Annotated in this window: 22 protein-coding genes and 1 tRNA gene; 21 read left to right on the forward strand and 2 right to left on the reverse strand. The window is 60.8% G+C overall.

The genetic code is table 11. The annotated features are described in order from the left end of the window. Positions 1-75: 75 nt before the first annotated feature. Positions 76-149, reverse strand: a tRNA-Cys gene (locus GbCGDNIH8_RS04970). A 182-nt stretch (positions 150-331) separates the two neighbouring features. Here GbCGDNIH8_RS04970 and GbCGDNIH8_RS04975 point away from each other — a divergent pair. The 18 genes from GbCGDNIH8_RS04975 (at position 332) to GbCGDNIH8_RS05060 (ending at position 20,677) form a co-directional block, all read left to right on the forward strand. Further along, positions 332-1,030: a protein-L-isoaspartate O-methyltransferase family protein gene (locus tag GbCGDNIH8_RS04975; protein WP_081368849.1), complete on the forward strand. Its 699-nt coding sequence runs from the start codon at positions 332-334 to the stop codon at positions 1,028-1,030. Positions 1,031-1,115: 85 nt separating this feature from the next. Further along, positions 1,116-2,528: a TolC family outer membrane protein gene (locus GbCGDNIH8_RS04980; protein WP_072572323.1), complete on the forward strand. Its 1,413-nt coding sequence runs from the start codon at positions 1,116-1,118 to the stop codon at positions 2,526-2,528. A 175-nt stretch (positions 2,529-2,703) separates the two neighbouring features. Next, entirely contained in the window at positions 2,704-5,379 is a 2,676-nt protein-coding gene (locus GbCGDNIH8_RS04985; protein WP_072572324.1) for a valine--tRNA ligase, read from the forward strand. A gap of 163 nt (positions 5,380-5,542) precedes the next feature. Continuing rightward, on the forward strand, positions 5,543-6,268 hold the full coding sequence (gene pyrH / locus GbCGDNIH8_RS04990; protein ID WP_072572325.1) for a UMP kinase: 726 nt from the start codon (positions 5,543-5,545) through the stop codon (positions 6,266-6,268). 81 nt (positions 6,269-6,349) lie between these two features. Continuing rightward, positions 6,350-6,916 carry a ribosome recycling factor gene (gene frr, locus GbCGDNIH8_RS04995; RefSeq protein ID WP_072573650.1) on the forward strand — a complete coding sequence of 189 codons (567 nt, stop codon included), beginning with the start codon at positions 6,350-6,352 and terminating at the stop codon, positions 6,914-6,916. 79 nt (positions 6,917-6,995) lie between these two features. Beyond that, positions 6,996-7,730: a polyprenyl diphosphate synthase gene (gene uppS / locus GbCGDNIH8_RS05000; protein ID WP_072573651.1), complete on the forward strand. Its 735-nt coding sequence runs from the start codon at positions 6,996-6,998 to the stop codon at positions 7,728-7,730. 33 nt (positions 7,731-7,763) lie between these two features. Continuing rightward, entirely contained in the window at positions 7,764-8,606 is an 843-nt protein-coding gene (locus tag GbCGDNIH8_RS05005; protein ID WP_072572326.1) for a phosphatidate cytidylyltransferase, read from the forward strand. After that, on the forward strand, positions 8,603-9,814 hold the full coding sequence (gene dxr, locus GbCGDNIH8_RS05010) for a 1-deoxy-D-xylulose-5-phosphate reductoisomerase (protein WP_253736156.1): 1,212 nt from the start codon (positions 8,603-8,605) through the stop codon (positions 9,812-9,814). The genes GbCGDNIH8_RS05005 and dxr overlap by 4 nt, the downstream gene beginning before the upstream one ends. Before the next feature lie 18 nt (positions 9,815-9,832). Further along, positions 9,833-10,963 (forward strand): RIP metalloprotease RseP, encoded by a 1,131-nt coding sequence (rseP, locus tag GbCGDNIH8_RS05015; protein WP_172822898.1) that lies wholly within the window; start codon positions 9,833-9,835, stop codon positions 10,961-10,963. A gap of 199 nt (positions 10,964-11,162) precedes the next feature. Continuing rightward, positions 11,163-13,571, forward strand: a complete 2,409-nt coding sequence (gene bamA, locus GbCGDNIH8_RS05020) for an outer membrane protein assembly factor BamA (protein WP_367593393.1) — start codon at positions 11,163-11,165, stop codon at positions 13,569-13,571. After that, positions 13,571-14,476: an OmpH/Skp family outer membrane protein gene (locus GbCGDNIH8_RS05025; RefSeq protein ID WP_072572327.1), complete on the forward strand. Its 906-nt coding sequence runs from the start codon at positions 13,571-13,573 to the stop codon at positions 14,474-14,476. The genes bamA and GbCGDNIH8_RS05025 overlap by 1 nt, the downstream gene beginning before the upstream one ends. A 7-nt stretch (positions 14,477-14,483) precedes the next feature. After that, positions 14,484-15,509 carry a UDP-3-O-(3-hydroxymyristoyl)glucosamine N-acyltransferase gene (lpxD, locus tag GbCGDNIH8_RS05030; protein WP_072572328.1) on the forward strand — a complete coding sequence of 342 codons (1,026 nt, stop codon included), beginning with the start codon at positions 14,484-14,486 and terminating at the stop codon, positions 15,507-15,509. Positions 15,510-15,539: 30 nt separating this feature from the next. After that, positions 15,540-16,052, forward strand: a complete 513-nt coding sequence (gene fabZ, locus GbCGDNIH8_RS05035; RefSeq protein ID WP_072572329.1) for a 3-hydroxyacyl-ACP dehydratase FabZ — start codon at positions 15,540-15,542, stop codon at positions 16,050-16,052. Further along, complete coding sequence (gene lpxA / locus GbCGDNIH8_RS05040) at positions 16,052-16,912, forward strand: acyl-ACP--UDP-N-acetylglucosamine O-acyltransferase (protein ID WP_072572330.1); 861 nt, start codon at positions 16,052-16,054, stop codon at positions 16,910-16,912. The genes fabZ and lpxA overlap by 1 nt, the downstream gene beginning before the upstream one ends. Before the next feature lie 45 nt (positions 16,913-16,957). After that, positions 16,958-17,842, forward strand: a complete 885-nt coding sequence (locus GbCGDNIH8_RS05045; protein ID WP_172822899.1) for an LpxI family protein — start codon at positions 16,958-16,960, stop codon at positions 17,840-17,842. A gap of 13 nt (positions 17,843-17,855) precedes the next feature. Then, positions 17,856-18,251: a lactoylglutathione lyase gene (gloA, locus tag GbCGDNIH8_RS05050; RefSeq protein ID WP_072572331.1), complete on the forward strand. Its 396-nt coding sequence runs from the start codon at positions 17,856-17,858 to the stop codon at positions 18,249-18,251. Between the two features lie 15 nt (positions 18,252-18,266). Next, the gene (locus tag GbCGDNIH8_RS05055) at positions 18,267-19,694 is read left to right on the forward strand and encodes a YcjX family GTP-binding protein (protein ID WP_072572332.1); all 1,428 of its coding nucleotides are present in this window, start codon (positions 18,267-18,269) and stop codon (positions 19,692-19,694) included. Further along, positions 19,691-20,677 carry a DUF697 domain-containing protein gene (locus GbCGDNIH8_RS05060; protein WP_072572333.1) on the forward strand — a complete coding sequence of 329 codons (987 nt, stop codon included), beginning with the start codon at positions 19,691-19,693 and terminating at the stop codon, positions 20,675-20,677. Before GbCGDNIH8_RS05055 ends, GbCGDNIH8_RS05060 begins: the two co-directional genes overlap by 4 nt. Here GbCGDNIH8_RS05060 and ruvX read toward each other — a convergent pair. After that, positions 20,637-21,137 (reverse strand): Holliday junction resolvase RuvX, encoded by a 501-nt coding sequence (gene ruvX, locus GbCGDNIH8_RS05065; protein ID WP_072572334.1) that lies wholly within the window; start codon positions 21,135-21,137, stop codon positions 20,637-20,639. The two genes, GbCGDNIH8_RS05060 and ruvX, sit on opposite strands and share 41 nt — an antisense overlap. 49 nt (positions 21,138-21,186) lie before the next feature. Between ruvX and gatC the strand changes: the two genes are divergently transcribed. From gatC to gatB, 3 genes are read left to right on the forward strand one after another with little or no spacing between them, the layout of a single operon-like run. After that, entirely contained in the window at positions 21,187-21,510 is a 324-nt protein-coding gene (gene gatC, locus GbCGDNIH8_RS05070) for an Asp-tRNA(Asn)/Glu-tRNA(Gln) amidotransferase subunit GatC (RefSeq protein WP_072573656.1), read from the forward strand. Beyond that, positions 21,510-23,009, forward strand: coding sequence for an Asp-tRNA(Asn)/Glu-tRNA(Gln) amidotransferase subunit GatA (gatA, locus tag GbCGDNIH8_RS05075; RefSeq protein WP_072572335.1), 1,500 nt, complete (start codon positions 21,510-21,512; stop codon positions 23,007-23,009). Before gatC ends, gatA begins: the two co-directional genes overlap by 1 nt. A 6-nt stretch (positions 23,010-23,015) precedes the next feature. Further along, a complete protein-coding gene (gene gatB / locus GbCGDNIH8_RS05080) occupies positions 23,016-24,467 on the forward strand; it encodes an Asp-tRNA(Asn)/Glu-tRNA(Gln) amidotransferase subunit GatB (protein ID WP_072572336.1) in 1,452 nt (483 codons plus the stop codon). The last annotated feature ends 23 nt before the right edge of the window (positions 24,468-24,490 follow it).

The following is a 24,490-nucleotide window of genomic DNA, read 5'->3' on the forward strand; positions in this document are numbered from 1 at the left end:
ACGGGTGATCGGCTGAGCGGATAACGCCGGAACAGTTGAATATCATATGGAAAAATGACCGCTACCTGGGCGGGGTGGAGGTCCGGGCGGGAATCGAACCCACATTCACGGATTTGCAGTCCGCTGCATCACCACTCTGCCACCGGACCATCAAGCATTCAGGGCAGGGGCTGGCTTATGTCCTGTGCTCCTGGCATGGTCAAGAGGGGTTTCTGTAAAACCCGGCGTGTCATGATGTGAAACCATCCCGAAGGTGTGGCATGCAGGCCATGGCGCTTCTACGCCCGGGCGGCTATCATGAGGACGCAATAACGGTCATGGATCGTCGCCAATGGATAACGCAGCCCCTGTTTATTCCGCCGCTCCTAAGGAGTTTCAGCCGCCTCCGACAGATGCGCGGGCCTTGATGGTTGACGGGCAGATACGTCCGAACCGGGTGACTGATCCTCGTATTCTGGCGGCCATGCGCCATCTGCCGCGGGAGCATTTTCTGCCCGAACATCTGGCCGAGTTCGCCTATATTGATGATGACATTCCCCTATCCGATGACAGGGTGATGCTGAAACCGCTGATCACGGCCCGCCTGCTGCAACTGGCGGCTCCGGTCGCAGGGGAGCGTTGTCTGGTGATCGGGGCGGGGACCGGTTACGGCGCTGCCATTCTGGCGTCCTGTGATGTCTCTGTGGTAGCGCTGGAAGAGGATGATACGCTGCGCGCCGTGGCCCGGACTGCGCTTGGGCGCCATGCTTCGGCGGTCAATCTGGTTTCAGGGAAGCTGGAGGCCGGATGCCCGGAGCATGCGCCATGGAATCTGATTCTGATCGAAGGTGCCGTAGCCTCCATTCCGGAGGCTGTCGTATCGCAGCTTCGGAAAGATGGCCGTCTGGTCACCGTGCTGCGTCCGGAAGGTGGGCCAGGCAAGGCGGTGGTGGTTGAGCAGGGAACCTCCGGGCCGGTCTGGGTCGAATCATTCGACTGTATGACGCGCTTGTTACCGCAATTTCGGGCTGTCCCTGCTTTTTCGTTTTGACAGCCGGGGTATCTGCTGCGTCCGGTATCGGATGCAGAGGAAAGCAGCCGCATAACGGGCGGTCTGTAAGAACAAGGGTCTAGAGATGACGTTGCGTAGTGCTTTGATGCTCGGAGTGGTAGTTTTTGAGGGGTTGGCCGTTTTTGCAGGCTCCGCTCAAGCTCGCCCGCCGGTGACGCTCAGGGAGGCCCTTGCGGCGGCTTACTCTACCAATCCAACGCTGCTGGCGGAACGGGCGAAGCTGCGTTCGACCGATGAAAACGTGCCTGCCGCCCTGTCCGGCTGGCGGCCGACGATAACGGTGGCGGCACAGCCGGGATATGGGTTCGGTCAGCTTGCTTTTGGCGCGTTTGGCGGGTCCCTGGATCAGCTCCGCAGGCAGGAACGCCCATTTTATACTGTGCAGGGTACTTTCAGCCAGCCGATCTATCAGGGCGGCAAGGTGACGGCGCGCACCCATCAGGCCGAGGATACGGTCATGGCGGAGCGCGCAAGGCTGATCGATACCGAACAGACCGTGTTCATGAACACGATCAATGCCTTTACTTCCGTGGTCCAGCAGCAGCAGTTGCTGGCCATTAATATCAATAATGAATCGGTTCTGGCCCGGCAGTTGCAGGCGACGAATGATCGCTTCAGAGTGGGTGAAATCACCCGTACCGACGTGGCGCAGGCCGAGGCGGCACTGGCTCAGGCCCGCGCCCTGCGCCAGACGTCTGAAGGCAATCTCCAGACGGCGCGGGCGACCTATCGCCAACAGGTGGGCGCATTGCCGGAAGCACTTGATGCACCGCAGCCGTTGAAACTGCCTGCGAAGGATCAGGATGCGGCGACGAAGCTTGCGGCCGTGAACAATCCAAAGGTCATTGCTGCGCTATATGATAATGCAACGGCCAAGGATAATATCGATGTCCAGTACGCAGCCCTGATGCCGACTCTGACCTTGCAGACCACCGGGTTCCAGATGGTTGGCTCATCCCAGAAAGGCTATGAGTCCACTGGTGGCACCGTTGCTCTGGCAGCGCAGATCCCGATCTATCAGGGCGGTTCGGAATATGCGTCCATTCGTCAGGCAAGACAGGCGGAGCAGCAATCCCGCAAGCAGGTCGATGATGCACGTCGCACAGCCGTGCAGCAGGCTACCTCGGCCTGGCAGACCCTGATCGCGGCCCGCGCTGCGATTCAGAGCCAGCATGCTCAGGTTCGTGCCAATGAGATCGCGGTGGAAGGTGTCGAACGGGAAGCGCTGGTCGGCAGCCGCACCACCTATGACGTTCTGCTGCAACAGCAGAACCTGCTGCAATCCAGAACCAATCTGGTGAACAGCCTCGCCTCGCTGATCAATGCATCCTACGGCGTGGCGCAGGCGGTCGGGCAACTGAATGCCAGGGATCTCAATCTGCCGGTGCCGCTCTATGATGAGACGGCCTATTACAGGGCCGTCAGAAATCGCTGGTTCGGTGCGGGTGATGAGGCGGTTCACCAGCCGGGTCGGTAAAAGCAGCACATTCTTTCTGTCACTATGTTCGACGGGCGGAAGGGCAAAGGATCATGCCGTTCCGCCCGATCTGTATGGGAGGACTGATCACCATTGTCCTGCGATGATGGCACGGGCCATCAGTTGAGCATGTGGACCGGTTTCCCAGCCTGATTTCATCGTGTATGAACGCCGCATGCTGAGCAAGAATTTCGATCATGCTGCCAATGAGCAGCGTATTTATGCGGGCTGGGAACATGGCGGCGCTTTTGCTGCCAATCCCGAGTCCTCTGCCACACCTTTTACCATCATGATTCCCCCGCCCAACGTGACGGGCAGCCTTCATATGGGGCATGCGCTGACGTTTACGTTGCAGGATTCTCTGGTCCGCTGGCGGCGTATGCAGGGGCGGGACGTGTTGTGGCAGCCCGGCACTGATCACGCGGGCATTGCAACCCAGATGGTGGTAGAGCGTCTGCTGGCGTCCGAAGGTTCGCCGGGCCGGCGTGAGATGGGCCGCGATGCTTTTCTGGAGCGCGTCTGGCGCTGGAAAGCGGAAAGCGGCGGTCATATCACCAATCAGCTTCGTCGTCTTGGTGCTTCGCTCGACTGGGGGCGGGAGCGTTTCACCATGGATGACGGGCTTTCCGCCGCCGTGCGGGATGTCTTCGTGACGCTGTACCGGCAGGGCCTGATCTATCGTGACCGGCGGCTGGTGAACTGGGATCCCCAGCTTCAGACCGCCATTTCCGATCTGGAAGTGGAAAGCCGGGAGGTGCGTGGGAATCTCTGGCATATCCGCTATCCGCTGGAGGACGGGGAGGGCAGCATCATCGTTGCCACGACCCGTCCGGAAACGATGCTGGGTGACAGCGCCGTTGCCGTCCATCCGGAGGATGAGCGTTACACGGCCCTGATCGGGAAATGTGTGATCCTGCCGCTGACCGGTCGTCGTATTCCGATTGTTGCGGATACGTATTCTGATCCGGAAAAGGGCACCGGCGCGGTGAAAATCACCCCGGCGCATGACTTCAACGACTTTGCCGTTGGTCGCCGTCACGATCTGCCGATGCCGTCCATCATGGATCGCGAAGGACGGATCACGCTGGCCGAGATTACCTGTGCCGAAGCGGCAGATATCGCCGATCCGGCTTTTGTCACCGGGCTTGAGGGGCAGGAGCGGTTTGCCGCCCGCAAGGCGATTGTGGCGCGTCTGGAGGAAATGGGTTTCCTCGAAACGATCGAGCCGCATACCCATCAGGTTCCCCATGGCGACCGCTCTGGCGTGCCGATTGAGCCGCTGCTGACCACACAATGGTTCTGCAATGCAGCCGAGCTGGCGAAACCGGCCGTGGCCGCGGTGGAGTCTGGTGATACGCGTTTCGTCCCCAAGCAGTGGGAAAACACATTCTTCGCCTGGCTGCGGGATATTCAGCCCTGGTGCATCAGCCGTCAGCTGTGGTGGGGGCACCGGATACCTGCCTGGTATGCGCCTGATGGAAGCGTCTATGTGGCCGCGACGGCTGAGGAAGCGCAGGCTGCCTATGGTGGCAGCGAGACCCTGACGCAGGATGAGGACGTGCTGGACACGTGGTTCTCCTCTGCTCTGTGGCCGTTCAGCACGCTGGGATGGCCTGAGGATGACTCGATCCTCTCCCGCTATTATCCCACCGATGTGCTGATCACCGGCTTTGACATCATTTTCTTCTGGGTTGCCCGGATGATGATGATGGGGCTGCACATGCAGAAACAGGTGCCGTTCCGCGACGTCTATATTCATGGTCTGGTCCGTGATGAGCGTGGCCAGAAAATGAGTAAATCCAAGGGGAACGTGATTGATCCTCTGGCATTGATCGAAGCGCATGGTGCCGACCCGATGCGTTTTGCCATCTGCCTGCTGGCCGGGCCGGGGCGCGATATCAAGCTTGGTCCGAAGCGGGTGGAAGATGCCAGCCGCTTCGTCACGAAGCTTTGGAATGCATCCGTGTTCTGTGAACGGAACGGCGTGAAGCCAGAGCCGGACTTTGATCCCGCGACCGTTACGTTACCTCTGTCGCGGTGGATTCTGGCCAGCGCGGATGATGCCGTCCGGGCAGCGACGCAGGCTCTGGAAGCGTATCGTTTCGACGACTATGCCGCCACCTGTTATCGCTTTGTCTGGAACACTTTCTGTGACTGGTTCGTCGAGCTGGCGAAGCCAATTCTGCTGGCCGCCGATACCCCGGAAGCTGCCGAGATCAAGGCTGTTGCCGCCCATGTGCTGGGTGTGGTGCTGCGCCTGTTGCATCCCGCCATGCCCTATGTGACGGAAACGCTGTGGGATCATTTTGGCTACGGGCCGGAATTCAGCCTGATCCGTGCGCCATGGCCGGAGGTTGGCGTCAGCGATCCGGCGCGGGAGGCAGCGCGTCAGGAGATCGACTGGCTGGTGCGCCTGATCGGGGAGGTCCGCACCGTCCGTAATGAGATGAACGTGCCGCCTTCAACCCTGACCCCGATCCTGCTGAAAGATGCGGCAGCGGAGACCGTGGCGCGGGCGGAGCGCTGGCGCGATCAGATTGCCCGGCTGGCCCGTGCTTCATCCGTGACATCGCTGGAGGGAGCCCTGCCGAAAGGCAGTGCCCAGGCTGTGCTGGATGAAGCCATTATCGTCATTCCTCTGGAGGGGGTGATCGATCTGGACGCCGAGCGGACACGTCTGACGCGGGAGCGCGACAAGGCGCGGGATGAGGCCGCAAAAGTAGTCCGCAAGCTTGAGAATGCTGATTTCGTCGCCCGCGCGAAGCCGGAGGTCGTGGAAGAAAACCGTGACCGGCTGGCAGCGCTGGAGGCCGATATCGCCCGTCTCGGTGCGGCGCTGGAACGGCTTTAGAAGCCTCTTTCGTGCCTTTATCTGCCTGTCTGTTGGCAAAGTGGACAGGCAGGCGACCGGAAAGAAATGAAGTTCGGCCAGAAAAAGCCGAATTTGCCTGTGATGATGCTTTCACGTCGGGCTGCCACGCTTTAGGTTCGCCCCGCCGGTGGATGGAACAGACATGACGGAACAGCCAGTTTATAAACGCGTCCTCCTGAAAGTGTCGGGGGAGGCGCTGATGGGCAGCCGCGAATACGGGCTGGACAAGACGATGGTGCAGACCATTGCCAACGACATTGCCGATGTCGTGGCATTCGGTGTTGAAGTCTGTCTGGTGATTGGCGGTGGCAATATTTTCCGCGGCGTCTCTGCCGCAGCCAGCGGCATGGATCGTGCCCAGGGTGATTATATCGGCATGCTGGCAACGGTCATGAATGCGCTGGCCATGCAGGCAGCGCTGGAAAAGCTGAACGTGCCGACCCGGGTTCAGTCGGCCATTCCAATGTCCAGCGTTTGTGAGCCTTATGTCCGCCGCCGTGCCCAGCGACACATGGAAAAAGGCCGGGTGGTCATTTTCGCTGCCGGAACCGGCAATCCGTTTTTCACCACCGATACGGCAGCGGCTTTGCGGGCTGCCGAGATGGGCTGTAACGCCCTGCTGAAAGGAACGCAGGTCGATGGTGTCTATGCTGCTGATCCGCGTAAAAACCCGGATGCGGAGCGGTACAGCGAACTGACCTATCTGGATGTACTGAGCCGTGACCTGTCAGTGATGGATGCAGCGGCGATCAGCCTCAGTCGCGAAAATCATCTTCCGATCATCGTGTTCAATATCCACGAAACCGGGGCTTTCGGACGCGTCATCCGTGGTGAAGGCCGTTTCACGCGGATCGTGGAAACTCAGTAAAACCACCTACCGGCTCCATCGCCTGACTTTTGGCCGGTCATACCGGTCAGAAAAAGGCCCAGAATGAAAGAGGAAGCGACCATGGCCGCCGATCTCAATACGCTGAAGCAGGATCTGACCCGTCGTATGGATGGGGCACTGGAAACATTGCGCCGTGAATTTGCCGGGCTTCGCGCCGGTCGCGCCAGCCCGGCCCTGCTGGAGCCGGTGCGGGTCGATGCTTATGGCAGCGAGGTTCCGCTGACACAGGTCGGCAATATCGGCGTGCCGGAAAGCCGGATGCTGACAGTACAGGTCTGGGATCGATCTCTGGTCAGCTCGGTTGAAAAGGCGATCCGCGATTGTGGGTTGGGCCTCAATCCCCAGACGGAGGGTCAGCTGATCCGCGTGCCACTGCCCATGCTGACGGAAGAGCGTCGTAACGAGTTGGCAAAAGCGGCCGGGCGCTATGCCGAGAGCACCCGTGTCGCGATCCGCGCCGTGCGTCGGGATGGCATGGATCAGATCAAGGGGCATGAGAAAAAGAGCGAGATCGGCGAGGATGAGGCCAAAACCTGGTCTGATGAGGTTCAGAAGCTGACCGATCAGTACATCAAGCGTGTGGATGACGCGTTGGTCGAAAAAGAAAAAGATATCCGTCAGGTCTGACGGGTCTGTTTCAGGGCATCCTTCATTGATCTTCCAGAAAAAAACCGTTCATGCGCCTGATCTCGCGCCTGCCTCGACGATGGAGGCAAGCGTGCTGGCGGATGGTGCTGCGCCTTTACCGGTGCATATTGGCATCATCATGGACGGAAATGGCCGTTGGGCTGCTGCCCGTGGACTGCCGCGCATTGCCGGCCATCGGGCGGGTGCGCAGGCTGTGCGCCGGGTGGTGCAGGCCGCGATTGAGGCCCGCATCGGCTGGCTGACGCTCTATGCGTTTTCCAGTGAGAACTGGCGGCGTCCAGCGGGGGAGGTCACTGACCTGACCGGGCTATTGCGTCATTATATTCGCAGCGAAATTAACGAACTGGCGGAAAACGGAGTTCGCCTGCACATTATTGGGGACCGCTGCCGGTTTTCGCAGGATATTCAGAACGATCTGGCGCAGGCAGAAAGACGGACGGCCGATAATACCGTCCTTAATCTGGTGATTGCGCTGTCTTATGGTGCCCGGGCAGAGATTATCAATGCCGTACGCAGCGCGGCAGAGGCTCTGGCGGCAGGTCATATGGTGCCGGAAGCGCTTGATGAGGCATTGTTTTCCTCCTTTCTCTCCACGGCAGGTATGCCCGATCCTGATCTGATCATCCGGACCAGCGGGGAAAGGCGGTTGTCCAATTTCCTGCTCTGGCAGGCAGCCTATGCCGAGCTGGTATTTATGGATGTGCTGTGGCCGGATTTTGCGTCCGTGCATTTTCAGGAGGCCCTGGCCGAGTTTGGTCGACGCGAAAGGCGCTTCGGTGCCCGTCCGCTATGAGCACCAGCACCTTATGAGCTATGAGGGGACAAGATGACCGGGCAGGCGACGAATGCGGCCTCATCGTCGTCTGGAAAATGGCGTGATTTGCGCCTGCGTTTGCTGTCGGCGGCAGTTATGGCCCCGCTTGCCTTGGCCTGTCTGTATGAAGGCAGGCTGTTCTGGGCAGTGCTGATGGGTATTGCCGCTCTTGGCATCTCCCTTGAGTGGGTCCGGCTCTGCGGGGCGAAGGAGCGAGCCTGGCCGGGCAGTGGTGTTCCCCTCTTCATCCTGCTGGGTGGAGGAATTGCTGTTGCTCATCACGTCGTTACCGGTCTGATCGTCCTGCTGATAGGCGGGGCTTTGATCGTGTGGCTGGGCAGGGCGGCACGGCATCCGCTGACGCTTGGTGCGGGGGTGCCTTATCTGGGGGCATGCCTGTTGACGCTGATCTGGCTGCGCTACGACCCGGTGGTGGGCAGGGCCAATGTTCTGTTTCTGGTCATCAGCGTCTGGGCCAGCGATATTGGAGCCTATCTTGCGGGACGTCTGATCGGGGGAGCAAAGCTCGCTCCCTCCATATCACCCGGCAAGACATGGAGCGGTGCTGTTGGTGGCGTTGTGGCTGCGATGGGGACGGGGCTGGCCATTGCGCCGGTGCTGCATTCCGGGCCTGCTATCGGCGCGCTCTGGGTTGCCTGTCTGATCGCGGTGGTGTCACAGGGTGGCGATCTTCTGGAGAGCGGCTTGAAACGCCGTTTTGGAGTCAAAGATTCCGGAACACTGATTCCGGGTCATGGTGGTCTTCTGGACCGTCTGGATGGGTTGCTGACGGCGGCGCCAGTGGTGGCTGTGCTGGCGGCGTTGTTGGGGCGAGGAGTGGCAGTGTGGCAATAACCAGACGGGCAGTGGTTCCGGGTCTGAAAGATCAGGTCGATGAGGCGGCAGGTCCGCGCTCGATCACCATTCTTGGTAGTACCGGCAGCATTGGAACACAAACCATTGAGTTGCTGGGGGATCGCCGTCGCTATCAGGTGAAAGCGTTGGTGGGCGGAAAAAATGCCGCTTTGCTGGCGGATCAGGCGCTGGCGCTGGGGGCGGAGCTGGCCGTGATTGCCGATCAGGATTCCTATCCGGTGTTGAAGGAGCGTCTGGCAGGCAGTGGTATTGCCAGTGGCTGCGGTCCTGATGCGGTGGTCGAGGCCGCTGCGCTGGAGGCTGACTGGACCATGGCGGCGATCACAGGTGCTGCCGGATTGCCACCGACACTGGAAGCCATCAGGCGCGGCCGGAGCGTTGCTCTGGCCAATAAGGAGGCGCTGGTCTGTGCGGGCGATGTAATGTTGCGTGCGGTCGAGCAGGCTGGAGCAACCTTGCTGCCGGTTGATTCCGAGCATAATGCAATTTTTCAGGCGCTGGCTGATGGCAACATCACACGACTGGACAAGATCGTCTTGACGGCATCCGGCGGGCCTTTCCGGACCGCGAGCCTTGAGGAGATGAAAGCAGCGACACCGGAACGGGCCTTGAAACATCCGGTCTGGTCGATGGGGGCCAAAATCTCCATCGACAGCGCGACCATGATGAATAAAGGTCTGGAAATCATTGAGGCTGCAAGATTATTTTCTCTGACTGAAGATCGTATCGGTGTGTTGGTCCATCCGCAATCGGTGGTGCATGGGCTGGTTTATTATCAGGATGGCAGTGTTCTGGCGCAGCTTGGATCACCGGATATGCGGATTCCGATCGCCCATACGCTCGCATGGCCAGGGCGGGTAGAAACACAGGCGCGGCGCCTTGATCTGGCAGCTGTGTCGCGGCTCGATTTCGAGGAGCCTGATGTGGTCAGATTTCCCGCTCTGCGTCTGGCCCGCGAAGTTCTGCGTGCCGGGGGAGGCGCTCCGGCGATCTACTCGGCTGCCAATGAGATCGCAGTGGATGCATTTTTGAATAAACGCATTGGCTTCCTGGATATTGCTGAGACAGTGGATAAAACACTTCAGCATCTGGGCGCCCCTGCCGTGGAAACGCTGGAAGCAGTGTTCGCGGTTGATGCAGAAGCCCGCCGGGTTGCGGCATCCCTGACGCAGTCCTGCGCCGCCTGAGACGAAAAAGAGGCTTTTATGCTGTCTGAAACCATCCGCACTGTCCTGTCTTTCGTTGTCGTTCTGGGCGTGCTCGTATTCGTCCACGAGATGGGCCATTATCTGGCCGCCCGGATCAGCGGTATTTATATCGAAGCCTTCTCGATTGGCTTCGGTAAGCCATTGGTGAAATGGCGGGATCGGCGGGGCTGTGAGTGGCGGCTGTGCTGGCTGCCGCTGGGCGGATACGTGAAGATGTACGGCATGGAGCGTCCGGGTGAAAATCCGGGTGCAGATCAGTCAGGTCATGCCGGCTCCCCGCCTGTGCATCCGCCTCGGCCTGGGATGGCTTTTTTTGAAAAATCAGTTGGTTCGCGGGCATTTGTAGTAGCTGCTGGACCGCTGGCCAATGCTCTTCTGGCGATTGTGCTGTTTGCGGCGCTGTTCATGACGGCAGGGCGGCAGATTCCTTTGCCGGTGGTCGGAGAGGTGCTGCCTCAATCCGCTGCAGCTGAGGCAGGACTTCAGCATGATGACCGTATCGTTGCTATTGACGGTATGCAGGTCAGCCGGTTCGAGGATATCCAGCATTCTGTGGTGGAGCACCCGAACCAGCGTCTGGTTCTGAGCGTCGAGCGGGGCGGGAAGGAAATCACCATCCCGGTGACGCCCCATGCCAAGGTGACGGACGGCCTCACGATCGGTGTTCTGGGGATCGGTGCCGGTGCCGTGACTGTGGAGCGTATGGCGCCGGGGCAGGCCATTGTTCAGGGTGTGGTACAGACATGGACGGAAACCGGGAATATCCTCTCCGGCGTCTGGCAGATGATCACCGGTCAGCGCAGCGCGAAAGAGTTGGGTGGCCCGCTGGCTATCGCACGGATTTCCGGGCAGGTGGCGCAGTTGGGTGTCCCAAGCCTTATTTCCCTGATGGCATTGCTGTCGATTAATCTTGGCCTGATCAATCTCTTCCCGATCCCCATTCTGGATGGAGGACACCTCGTGTTTTTCCTGATCGAGGCGATCCGGGGACGGCCGATGCCACCCCATGCACAGGAATATGGCCTGAAAGCGGGATTTTTGCTTCTGGCGACCTTGTTCATCTTTGTGACATGGAATGATCTGGCGCGGATGGGTTTGTTTCACTGGTTTTCCCATCTGATCGGCTAAAGCTATGGGGAGCGTTCTCTCAAAGACGCAGTCCGTGCTGAATATTCCGAATGTGCACAGTGTGATGCAAGTCGCTATAGCGTGTTGCGCTGCACTGGGGTAGCTAGGCCAGCTGATGGTCCGGCGGCCTGTGCTCCGACCATGCTCAATGATCTGTATGGTTGCCCTGTCTGCGGCAACTCGTTCGAGGGGGTACGCCTTGAGATTGAATCGTGCTGCGTTGCTCGCCACGACCTGCCTGTTGCCGATGGCGCTGGATCGCGTCGCGATGGCGCAGACAGGGCGTAATTCATCAGGAGCTGTGCCGCCCCATGCAGGAGGAAAGCGGCAGGCTTATCCGGTCAAGGCTGCCTCCCGTTCCGGTTTGATCGAAACAATCCAGATCGAGGGTAATCACCGGATCGAAACCGGCACGATTTTGTCATATATGGCTGTGCAGCCCGGTGACCCGTTTGATCCGGAGCGAATCGATCACAGCCTCAAGACCCTGTATGCGACCGGTCTGTTTTCCGACGTGAAGCTGGACCGCCAGGGGAATACTCTTGTCGTGAAGCTCGTTGAGAACCCGATTATCAACCGGGTTGCCTTCGAGGGGAACCACAAGCTGACCGATGAACAACTGCGCAAGATCGTGCAGCTTCGCCAGCGTGCTGTGTTCACGCCTCTTCAGGCTCAGGCTGACCGTCAGGCCATTCTGGCCGCCTATGCGGGCAGCGGGCGGTTCGCCGCTTCTGTCGAGCCGAAGATTGTGCGTCTGCCTGATAATCGTGTGGATGTGATTTATGAAATCACGGAAGGTGACGCCACGCTGATCAGCCGTATCGCCTTTGTCGGCAACAAGGCCTTCAGTGAAGGCCGCCTGCGGGAAGTGGTGGATAGCCGTGAAACGCGCTGGTGGCGGTTCCTGTCCAGTTCCGACACGTATAATCCTGAACGGATCAACTACGACAAGGAACTGCTTCGCCGCTTCTACCTTCAGAACGGCTATGTCGATTTCAAGGTCCGCGACGCCCATGCGGAACTGTCGCAGGATCGCAAATCCTTTTTCATCACCTATGTCGTGGATGAAGGGGAGCGCTACAAGGTCGGCAAGATTACGGTTGAATCGAAGCTGCGCCATGTGAAGGGCGATACGCTGCTGGGTGATATCACTTTGCGCAGTGGTCACTGGTATGACGGTGATGCGGTGGAGCAATCGGTTCAGGCCATCAGCGATGATGTGCAGAACCGTGGATATGCCTTCGTTCAGGTCAAGCCTCGTATCCTGCGTCATCCCGAGACTCATATCGTTGATCTGGTGTTTGACGTGACTGAGGGGCCGCGTGTCTATGTCGAGCGGATCGACATCAGCGGTAATACCCGCACCAAGGACAAGGTCATCCGTCGCGAATTCCGCCTTGCGGAAGGCGATGCCTACAATGCCGCCAATGTGCGCCGCAGCCGTGCCCGGCTTGAAAATCTGGGTTATTTCAACTCGGTTGATATCTCCCAGTCTCCGGGCAGCACGGCGGACCGGGTGGTTCTGAACGGGCGTGTCTCGGAAAAATCCACGGGTGAACTGACCCTTGGCGGCGGTTTCTCGACCACGGCTGGTGCATTGCTGAACGTTGGTCTGCGTGAACGCAACTTTATCGGTTCAGGTATTGACGCCGGTATCAGCGGCGTCATCGCCCAGGCACAGAGCCAGGCCAATTTGAACGTGACCGATCCTTACTTCCTGGATCGGAATCTGGTCGCAGGTGTTGATCTGTATCACACCTCTCTTGATAACCGGTACACCGGTATCGCGTTGTATAGCGAGCGCAGGACGGGTGCTTCGGCCCGGATGGGATATGCGTTCAACGAACATCTGCGCCAGAGCTGGGATTACTCGATCACCACCCGTTCTGTTTATAATGTGGCGACCAATGCGAGTATCTTTATTCGCGATCAGGTCGGATCATCCCTGCTGTCGCAGATTGGACAGACTTTTACGATTGATTATCGTGACAGCGTGGTGAACCCCCATACCGGCTTTGTCGTCCGGTTTGGTCTTGATTACGCCGGTATCGGCGGTGGCGTGAATTATGTCCGTGGCAAACTGGACGGCAGCTATTACATCCCGCTGGATTATTTCTCCGGCAATCACCTTTGGGGGATCGCTCTGACGGCCGGGGCGGGATATCTCTATTCTCCGGATGATAATGAACGCATCATCGACCACTTCTTCATGGGCGGCGCCAATCTCCGCGGCTTCATGTCGGGTGGCGCTGGTCCGCATGACTCGGTCTCCCGCGATAGCCTTGGTGGTCGTTTGCTGGTGACCCAGTCTACGGAGCTACGGTTCCCGCTCCCGATTTCTGCCGATCTCGGCCTGTCCGGTCGCGCTTTCGTGGATATCGGCAGTCTGACACAGGCGGCCAATAAGCGCACTGCTGCTGCGTTGGCCTCCATGGGCGGCAGTCCCGGCCAGTTAAACGATGATGGCATCATCCGTGTGGGTGCCGGTGTCGGCGTGTCCTGGCAAACGCCTTTCGGCCTTATCAATCTTGACGTGGCGGCCCCAGTGTCTAAGGGACCCTACGATCAGACCCAGATTTTCCGCTTCGGTTTCGGCACGAGGTTCTAGTGCAAACAAAACGTCAGACGTTCGCTTCCGCCCTGCTGGCTGCGGCGATTATCCTGCCTTCCGCTCCTCTTTGGGCGCAGGGCTACTTTATACCGGGACAGCAGAAAGGCGCTGCAGCCGGACCCGGGCCGCGTGCCCGTCCTGCTGCCCCTCCTGTGCAGGCTCCCCCGTCCTCTGACGAGATGGCCGGGCAGCCGCAGGAGCAGGGTGAACCGCCTCTGCCGCAGATTCCGCTGCCACCGGTGCCGGAGCTTCCCAAGCTGACCAAGGGCACTCAGCCCCCCGCTGCAATTGTCGGTGTTCTGGGTGTGCCGGAAGTCATGCGTGGCTCGACCGCTGCCCAGCAGGTGGAGCGGGTGATCGGGGGGCGCCGCAACGAACTGGCGGCTGATGCGCAGAAGGAACAGCAGGTTTGGCGACAGATGCAGCAGCAGATCCAGGCGGATCGTGGCAAGCTGTCAGTCGATCAGCTACGCAACCGTGAGCGTGCGTTGCAGGAACGTGTGCAGGAAGCCCAGCGGAAATTCCGTGACCGCAACCGCACCATCCAGTTGGCCGCACAGGTTTCGCTTGGCCAGATCGAGCGTACCCTGATCGCGGTTATCCGTCAGGTGGCAGAAAGCCGGAACATGAATCTGGTTCTGCACCGTGCGCAGGTCGCGTTGAACGTGAATGAGTTCGATATCACCAAGGAAGTGATCGACCAGCTGAACAAGATTCTGCCGGAAGTGATCATTCCGCCGCCGGGCAAGGTGCCGACTGAAGAAGACGCGAAGTTGCCAAAGAGTGTTCTGGATGCAGCCGTGAAGGTGAATGCAGCCGATCCGTCTGAACCAGCGAAGAAGACCAATCAGGCTCCGCCTGCTTCGGCCCAGCCCTCAGCCAAGCCTCCGGCAAAGAAGTAAGGATATCATGAGCGTGCAGGCAGTCGTCGGTGATCCGCGGTTTTTTACGCGGAGCGGTCCGTATGACATCGCAGCGGTGGCCGAGGCAGTAGGCGCCTCTATCCCCTCTGGCTGCACGTTGTCCCTGACGGGGGTGGCTCCGCTTCAGATCGCCGGGCCTTCCGAGGTCAGCTTTCTGGATAACCGGCGCTATGCCGATGCGCTGGAGCAGACTCGTGCCGGGGCCGTGATCATTAAGGCGGATATGCTTGATCGGGTGCCTGCCGGTGTGATTGCTCTGGTGGTGCCGGAGCCTTATCTGGCATGGGCCCGGGTTGCAGCATTGTTTTATCCTCTGCCGCCGGCGCAGCCAGGTGTTCATCCCTCCGCCGTGGTGGATGAAACTGCGTGCATTGATCCCTCTGCCCAGATCGGGCCGCTCGCGGTGATTGAAGCAGGGGTGGAGATCGGCCCGGATTGCCGTATTGCCGCGCATGCGGTGATCGGGGCAGGCGTCAGGATGGGACGTGGTTGCCGCATCGGCTCCCATGCCAGTCTGAGCCATGCCATTCTGGGCGATCGGGTCTATGTCTATCCCGGCGTGCGGATCGGGCAGGACGGGTTTGGCTTTGCGCCGTCTCCGCAAGGGTTCGTGACCGTGCCGCAGCTTGGCCGCGTCATACTTGAAAACGATGTCGAGGTTGGGGCGAACAGCACCATCGACCGTGGTTCCATGCATGACACGGTGATCGGTGCTGGGTCACGCCTCGATAATCTGGTGATGATCGCCCATAACGTCCGGATGGGACGGGCCTGTGTGATCGTAGCCCAGGTTGGCATCTCCGGCTCGACGACATTGGGTGATCATGTGGTTCTGGCAGGGCAGGCTGGACTGATCGGACATTTGAAGATCGGCTCCGGTGCGCGTATCGGTGCGCAGGCGGGGGTGATGGCTGATGTCCCGGCTGGGGCCGAGATCATGGGGTCTCCGGCTCAGCCGGTAAAGGATTTCTTTCGCCAGATTGCGACGTTACGGCGGCTTGCCCGCAGATAAGGCACAAGACGTGCCAGGGAATTGAGGCTGATGGACCAGAGCGTAACTTCCGAGAACCAGCCGGAAACCGGCGAAGGCCGGACTATTATCGACATTGCGGGTATCATGAAGATGATCCCGCACCGCTACCCTTTCCTTCTGGTTGATCGGGTGATCGACATTGTCCGTGGCGAGCGTGGCGTCGGCATCAAGAATGTCACGGCCAGCGAAAGCCATTTTGCCGGACATTTCCCCAATCATCCGGTGATGCCTGGGGTGCTGATCATCGAGAGCATGGCGCAGACGGCAGCGGTGCTGGTGGTCGATGCGCTGGGGACGGATGCTGAAGGGCGCGTTGTTTATTTCATGTCTATCGAGGGCGCGAAATTCCGCCGCCCGGTAGTACCGGGGGACCAGTTGCGGATTGAGTGCGAGCGCTTGCAGCATCGTGGCAATGTCTGGAAATTCCGTGGCACAGCCCGTGTGGATGGGCAGATCGTTGCGGAGGCCAGTTTTGCAGCCATGATCCTGCGGCCTTCTCCGGCCCAGCAGGCCGGGGCGTGATGAAGCCAGTGACCGAGTTGAAGCCCCCAGTGATCCATTCCACGATTCACCCCACTGCGATCATATCCCCCTCGGCCAAAATCGGGGCAGGGGTCAGTATCGGGCCATTCTGCACCGTGGGACCGGATGTAGAGCTGGCAGATGGTGTGACCCTCGTATCCCATGTGGTTGTGGATGGTCATACGGTGATCGGGGAGGGTGCAACGCTCTGGCCGTTCTGCTCTGTCGGTCTGGCTCCTCAGGATCTGAAATACCGTGGAGAGCCGACCCGTACCGAAATCGGTGCCCGCACCCAGATTCGTGAACATTGCACTATTCACCGTGGCACGGTTACGGGCACCGGTCTTACCAAAGTCGGTTCTGACTGCCTGCTGATGGCAGTGGCGCATGTCGCGCATGATTGCGAAGTTGGTAACAACGTCATCATCGCCAATAATGTGGTGATGGGCGGGCATGTGACCATTGGTGACCATGCCGGCATTATGGGGGCCGCGGCGATCCATCAGTTCGTCCGCATCGGTCGTTGTGCCTGGGTGGGCGGTGTTTCTGGTGTTGAGCGTGATGTGATCCCGTTCGGCATGGTGATGGGTAATCGCGCATGGCTGGCCGGGCTGAATATCGTCGGCCTGAAGCGCCGGGGCTATGATCGCTCCGAAATTCACCGTCTGCGCGCAGCGTTCCGCATCCTTTATCGTGATACCTCGGCCGATGACGGGGTGTTTCAGGAGCGCGTGCAGCGCGTTGCCGCGGAATATGGCGAGGATCGTCTGATCACGGAGATGCTGGCATTCATCGCGGCTCCCAGCCATCGCGGCCTGATCCGTAATGGCGTGCGTGATGACGGGGCTGAACCAGCCTGATCCAGTATGTCCCATGTCACTGAGGCTGGTCTTGAAGGAGGTCTCATGGCTGGTTCTTCTATGCCGAATATGAAGGTGGCGCTGGATGCGCCGCCTGCGCTCGGCATTATTGCAGGAAGTGGTGATCTGCCGGGACGTGTCGCTGCTGCTGCGATGCGGGCCGGTCGAGATGTTTTCATCATCGCCGTGGAAGGCTATGCCGAGCCTGCTGTCGTTGGTCCTTATCCTCATGCTTTTGTTCGTGTCGGAGCGGCCGGACGTATTCTGTCCCTGTTGAAACAGGCTGGATGCCGCGATCTGGTGCTGGTCGGGCCAGTCAAGCGTCCCTCTATCCTGCAATTGCGCCCCGATGCGGAAGGGGCACGCATTCTGGCGCGGATCGGCAAGGCTGCCTTTGCCGGGGATGATGGATTGCTGGCGGCGGTGGTGCGGGTGCTGGCCGAGGAAGGCTTTCAGGTCATTGGTGCTCATGATGTGCTGACCGATATTGTCGGGCCGGCCGGTGTGATGACCAGCGCAGTGCCTGATGAGGCGGCCCGTGGGGATATTGCCCGTGGAATCGCGGTGGTGCAGGCGCTTGGGGCGGTGGATGTCGGACAGGGCTGCGTGGTGCAGCAGGGGATTGCTCTGGCGGTCGAGGCCATTGAAGGCACCGATGCGATGTTGGCCCGCAGTGCGACGGTTGCCCGGCCGGGACCGGGTGGTGTTCTGGTCAAGCTGGTGAAACCCGGTCAGGATCGCAGGGCCGATCTGCCGACCCTCGGCCCGCGCACGGTACGGGCAGCCATTGAGGCCGGGCTGCGCGGCATTGCGTTCGAGGCGGGAGGCACGATCCTGACGGCCCAGGCGGAGATGGTGCGTCTGGCGGATGAAGGTGGTCTTTTTCTGATCGGAATCGATCCTGCTGCGTTTAAACCGGACATTGCCTGAACAGGAGACGCTCATGCTGAAGGGCCGCATGCTTCATACGATGGTCCGTGTCCGCAATCTCGATGCCAGCGTTCGTTTTTACACGGAATTGCTGGGGATGAAGGTTCTGCGCCGTAGTGAGAACGAAACCGGACGCTACACGCTGGTTTTCGTAGGGTATGGAGCAACGCCGGATGATGGCAGTCTGGAGCTGACCTATAATTGGGGTCAGGATGAAGGCTATGATCTCGGAACAGGATATGGCCACATCGCCATCGGCGTTCCTGATGTCGCGGCTGCATGTGAGGCGATCCGGCAGGGCGGTGGTCGTGTCACGCGGGAGGCCGGTCCGGTGAAAGGTGGTACGACTGTGATTGCGTTTGTCGAGGATCCGGACGGCTATAAAATCGAACTGATCGAGCGGCCCTGAGCCGGAATAATCGGTATGGCGCTGTCCGGTTTCAGGCTTCCGGGCTGGGATGATATTGCCGGTCCGGCTCTGGGTGGCAGGTCCGTGGTGCGGATCGGCGTCACTGGACTGGCCCGTTCCGGCAAGACCGCCTTTCTGACATCTGTGGCGGCCAATCTTCTGGCGCAGGGGGCCGGGCTTGTGACGCTGCCCGCCTTGCAGACTGCGCTGCAAGACCGTGCCCTGAGTGTGGCCATCGCCCCATCCGGGACGGAGAGCATCCCCAGATTTGATTATGCCGCGCACATGGCATCTCTTGCAGCGGACCCGCCTGCATGGCCGGAGCGGACCGATACTGTTTCCATGCTCGCGCTTGATCTGACGATCAGTCGCTCCGGTCTGGCCTCGGTGCTGCCGGAGCGTCGTATCCGCCTCGAATGTCTTGATTATCCCGGCGAGTGGCTGCTGGATCTGCCGATGCTGGGGCAGGACTATGCGGAATGGTCCAACGCGGTGCTGGCGCGTCTGGAAGGGCAGGCGGAGGCCGCCGGATTTCTGGGTTTCGTCAAGGCGCTTCCGGCTTCCGCCCCCGCAGATGAGGCGATTGCGGAGGAGGGTGCGCGCCTGTATCGCACCATGCTCCATCGCCTGCGGGCGCAGGGCCTGTCCTTTCTTCAGCCGGGACGGATGTTGATGCCTCCGCCGGGATTGGAGCCGCCATGGATGGGATTTTTCCCCAGCCTTGCCCGTGGCGGGCTGGGGGGACTGCTGAACGGGCGTTATGACCGCTATCGTCAGGCGATCAGGGATGAGCTGATGGCTCCTTCCTTTGGTCGTGTGGATCGGCTTGTGGTGATGGCTGATCTGCTATCGGCGCTTCATGCCGGACCGGATGCTTATGCGGATGCGGCTTCTGCGCTGGGAGCGGTGGCTTCGGCGTTGCGGTGGCGCGGAGGCTGGACCGATTCCATCCCGCTGCTGCGTGAGGCCGGACGGGTTCTGCCGGAATGGCTGCGCTCGGCCCTGCTGCCCGGTGCGATCACGCGTGCAGCGTTTGTCGCCAGCAAGGCGGATCACGTCGCGGAGCGGCAACGCGGCAATCTGGCGGCGCTGATGGGCTTGCTGACGGATAGTGTTCCGGAGCGGTTCCGACAGGAAACGGCACGTGAGGGGCGCACCCGTGCCTTCGCCATGGCCTCGGTCCGCTGCACGGAGGATTTCGTGTGGACGCTGGATGGCCATCCTGTCTCCGCTGTGCGCGGTCGGCTGACCGGCAGTGATCGCCTCACCCGCTCCTATCCGGGTGAGGTGCCTGACCGGCCGCCGGAGCCTTCATTCTGGGCGCACCGTTTTCTGGCCCCGCCGGATTTTGAGCCGATGCGCCTGCCTGCCGGTGGGCGGGCTGGCATTCCACATCTTGGTCTCGATACGCTCCTCGCATGGCTGCTGGAGGATGTGCTGTGAGTGATCCTGTCACGCCCCGTCCCATTATTGCGCCCATCATTGCGCCACGTGTGGAAACAGAGGGGGAGCCTCCTGCCTCTGGTTCCTCCTCTGCGCGATTGAAGGAATCTGTTTTCGTGGAGCCCGAGACTCCACCCTTCATCGCACCGCGTGTGGAGACAGATCACCTTCCCGCCGAGCGTCTGGAACAGGCATTGCCATCCATTCCGCTCAATCCCGGACGTGGTCTCGGCACACTGACGCTGATGGCGTCCGGAGCGGGGCTGCTTGGAGTGGGGTTTGCGGCCCTGCTGGCGATCGGTTTCGTGATGGATCAGTTCGCACGCAGCACGTGGCTGGGCGGGGTCAGTCTGGCGGTTTCGCTCGCCGGTTTCGGTCTGCTGGGGACAGGGTTCTGGCGGGAGGCGCGCGGCTTATTGGCCCTGAAGGCGGTTGATCAGGAGCGGGCGGCGATTTTGGGCAAGGATGTCGATGCAGCACGGCAAGCGGCACGCCGTTGGTCGCGCCATGCGCGTCATGGGGCGGAGGTTCTGCCTGCCATCGAGGAAGCAAATTCTTCTGCCGCCATTGCCTCCCTGCTGCGGGCGGGCCCAGTCGCGGCGTTGCGAGAGGAGAGCGATGCGCTGGCCCGCGCTGCGGCGGTGCAGGTGTTCAGCGCGACGGCCGCGATTCCGTCACCTGCGCTGGACGGTTTTTTTGTGGCATGGCGCGGCGTGCGGCTGGTGCGGCAGGTGGCGGCACTGCACGGGATGCGGCCTGGCCTGCTTGGCACGCTGGCCTTATTACGGCGGGTGACGCTTTCGGCGGCGGCGGTCGTGACGACGGATGTGGCGCTGAATGCGGCCTTGCAGGCGCTGGGAACCCATCCATTGTTGCGCCACGTTGCGGGCGATGTGGCCGGCGCCGGAGTCGCAGCCCGGCGTATGCTGGTTCTGGCGCGGGTTACGGCGGCTGCGTGTGATCCGACGCAGCGTGAGAAATAGGCGGCAACGCGTCCAGCGCCGATTGCAGCATCACGGCGGCGGCCATTTTGTCCACTACGGCCGCCCTTCTTTTACGGCCGAGATCGGCGGAACCGATCAGAAGCTGATGCACCCTGCTGCTGGTTTCGCGCTCATCCCACAGGGCCGCCGGCAGGCCGGTGGCGTTGGAAAGCGCAATGGCCCAGTCCCGTGCTGCCTGAGCCGCCGGCCCGAAACTGCCATCCATCGACAAAGGCAGGCCGATGATCATTCCGCCTGCTTCTTCCTTGCGGGCGATCGCGGCGATTTCCTCTGCATTGATGCGGAGCCTGCCGCGTCTGATCGAACCGTACGGGCTGGCGATCCCCAGCAGGACATCGGACAGCGCGATGCCGATAATCCGGCTGCCGGGGTCGATTCCGAGCAGCCTTTGATTGCGGGAGAGTCGGCTTTGCAGATCGGGCACGTTGAACAGGGACATGCGCACCGTTATGGTCCGCTGCTTCTGGGAAGAACAGGGTTTCGATCAAATGGCATTGGACACCGGCGTCGTCCGGCGCATCGCCCGGCTGGCACGCATTCATGTGGATGAGGCTGATCTGGGTGCGCTGCAAGGCGAATTGAACGCAATTCTTGGTTGGGTCGACCAACTGGAAGCGGTGGATGTCAGCGCGGTGGATGGAATCGCGCCGATGACAGGCCCGGCGGATATACAGGCGGATGGCGAGACCAGCCTGGCCGTCGCGCCGATGAGGGATGATGTGGTGACGGAAGGCGATCTGTCGGAAAAGGTTCTGGCCAATGCGCCGGACCGTGCCGGACCGTTTTTTGCCGTGCCGAAGGTGGTGGAATAATGAGCGCGCTGACCGATCTGACCATTGCGGAGGCCCGGGACGGGCTGCGCGCAAAACGTTTTTCGGCGCGGGAGCTGACCGACGCGCATCTCGGCGCGATCGAGGCCCTCAATCCTCGTCTCAACGCCTATATCACCGTGACGCCGGATCAGGCGCGTGCGCAGGCTGATGCTGCCGACCGCGCCCTTGCCTCCGGTGAGGCCGGGGCGCTGGCAGGTATTCCGGTTGCCAGCAAGGATATGTTCTGCTCCGAGGGTATTCGCACGACGGCAGGCAGCCGCATTCTGGACAATTTCGTGCCGCCTTACGAAAGCGCGGTGACGGAGCGGATGCTGCGTGACGGGGCTGTGATCCTCGGCAAGGCCAATCTGGATGAATTCGCGATGGGGTCGGCCAACCTGACCTCCGCCTATGGTCCGGTGGAAAATCCGTGGAAGCGCCATGGCGACGATGCGGTGCTGGTGCCGGGTGGTTCTTCCGGCGGTTCTGCCGCGGCAGTGGCCGCGCATCTGGCGCTGGGGGCGACCGGAACAGATACGGGTGGCTCGATCCGTCAGCCTGCCAGCTATTGCGGCATTGCCGGGATCAAGCCGACCTACGGGCGGTGCAGCCGTTGGGGGATTGTGGCCTACGCATCCTCGCTGGATCAGGCTGGTCCGTTTGCGCGTACGGTGCGGGATAATGCGATCCTGCTGCGCTCCATGGCCGGACATGATCCGCGTGACAGCACCAGCGCCATGCGCGAGGTGCCGGATTTCGAGGCCGCCTGTCAGCGCGGTGTCAAAGGGTTGCGGATCGGCCTGCCGCGCGAATATGTCGCCGATGGCATGAGCGAGGAAATCCGCACGCTCTGGCAGAACGGCGCCGCCATGCTCCGTGCCGCCGGGGCCGAAGTGGTGGATGTCAGCCTGCCGCATACAAAGCATGCTCTGGCAGCCTACTACATCATTGCGCCGGCGGAGGCGTCCTCGAATCTCGCGCGTTATGACGGTGTGCGGTTCGGCCATCGCTCCAGCGATAACAGGGATCTGAATGATCTCTATGAGCGCAGCCGGGCTGAAGGATTCGGTGCCGAGGTGAAGCGCCGCATCATGGTCGGCACGTATGTGCTCTCGGCCGGGTATTACGATGCCTATTATCTGAAGGCGCAGAAGGTGCGTGCTCTGATCGCCCGGGATTTTGCGGAGGCTTTCCGCTCGGTCGATGCGCTGCTGACCCCGACCGCGCCGAGTGCCGCTTTCGCGCAGGGTGAGACCATCGACGATCCGGTGGCGATGTATCTGAACGACGTGTTCACTGTGCCGATCAATCTGGCCGGACTGCCCGCCATGTCCATTCCTGCCGGGTTGAGCGCAACCGGTCTGCCGCTCGGTTTGCAGATCATCGGCCGGGCTTTCGATGAGGAAACGGTCTTTGCCGTCTCGGCCGCGCTGGAGCAGGCGGCTGCCTTCACTCATCGCCCCGCTTTGCGCGCTGATACCCTGAATGCTGGAGCCTGAAACGAGATGAGCTACACGATTGAGGGCGCAACCGGCGCATGGGAACTGGTGATCGGGCTGGAGGTCCATGCCCAGGTCATCAGCCAGTCCAAGCTGTTCAGCGGTGCGGCAACGGCGTTCGGTGCGGAGCCGAACTCGCAGGTCAGTCTGGTGGATGCCGCTCTGCCTGGTATGCTGCCTGTGCTGAACAGGGAATGTGTCGCTCAGGCGGTCCGCACCGGGCTGGGCCTGAAGGCGCATATCAATCCGGTCAGCCGTTTCGACCGGAAAAACTATTTCTACGCTGATCTGCCGCAGGGTTATCAGATCAGCCAGTTCGCGCATCCGATTGTCGGCTCCGGCACGATCGAGATCGAGTTGCAGGATGGCTCCACACGCCAGATCGGCGTGACACGGCTGCATCTGGAGCAGGATGCCGGGAAATCCCTGCATGATCAGGACCCGACCCGCAGCTTTATCGACCTGAACCGTTCGGGCGTTGCGCTGATGGAGATCGTCAGTGAGCCGGATATGCGCAGCCCGGAAGAGGCGGGTGCCTATCTGCGCAAATTGCGGACGATTCTGCGTTACCTTGGCACCTGTGACGGCAATATGGAGGAAGGCTCCATGCGCGCTGACGTGAATGTGTCGGTGCGCCGCGCCGGGGAGCCGTTCCGCACCCGCTGCGAAATCAAGAACGTCAACTCGATCCGCTATGTGATGCAGGCGATCGAGGCCGAGGCGAAGCGTCAGATCGCGCTCTGGGAAGAAGGGGGAGAGGTCGATCAGGAAACCCGCCTGTTCGATCCGTCACGCGGCGAGACCCGGTCCATGCGCAGCAAGGAAGACGCGCATGATTACCGCTATTTCCCCGATCCTGATTTGCTGCCGCTGGTTCTGGATGAGGACTGGATCGAGGGGCTGAAAGCCTCCCTCCCGGAGCTGCCGGATGAAAAGCGGGCGCGATTCATCTCTGAATACGGGCTGACCCCGTATGATGCGGGCGTGTTGGTGGCGGAGCAGGCCAGCGCCAGTTTCTTCGAGACAGTGGCAAAGGGGCGTGATGCCCGTCTGGCGGCGAATTACATCACCGGCGATCTGTTCGCTGTGTTGAATCGCACCGGGCGCAGTATCACCGACAGCCCGATTTCAGCGGAGGCGCTGGGCGGTCTGCTCGATCTGCTGGCCGATAACACCATCAATGGCCGTATCGCCAAGGAAGTGTTCGAGGCCATGGCCGAAACCGGCGAGCACCCAGCCGATATCGTCGAAGCCCGTGGTCTGCGTCAGGTGACTGATACAGGGGCCATTGATACGGCGGTGGCGCAGGTTCTGGCGGCCAATCCTGACAAGCTGGCGGAATATCGCTCCGGCAAGGACAAGCTGTTCGGCTTCTTCGTCGGTCAGGTGATGAAGGCCATGCAGGGCAAGGGGAATCCCGCTCTGGTCAACGAGGCGCTGAAAAAGGCGCTCGGCTGAGCCTGGGCGTCAGGGTCCGGATA

This window comes from Granulibacter bethesdensis, from assembly GCF_001889545.1.
GTDB classification, from domain to species: Bacteria; Pseudomonadota; Alphaproteobacteria; order Acetobacterales; family Acetobacteraceae; genus Granulibacter; species Granulibacter bethesdensis_B.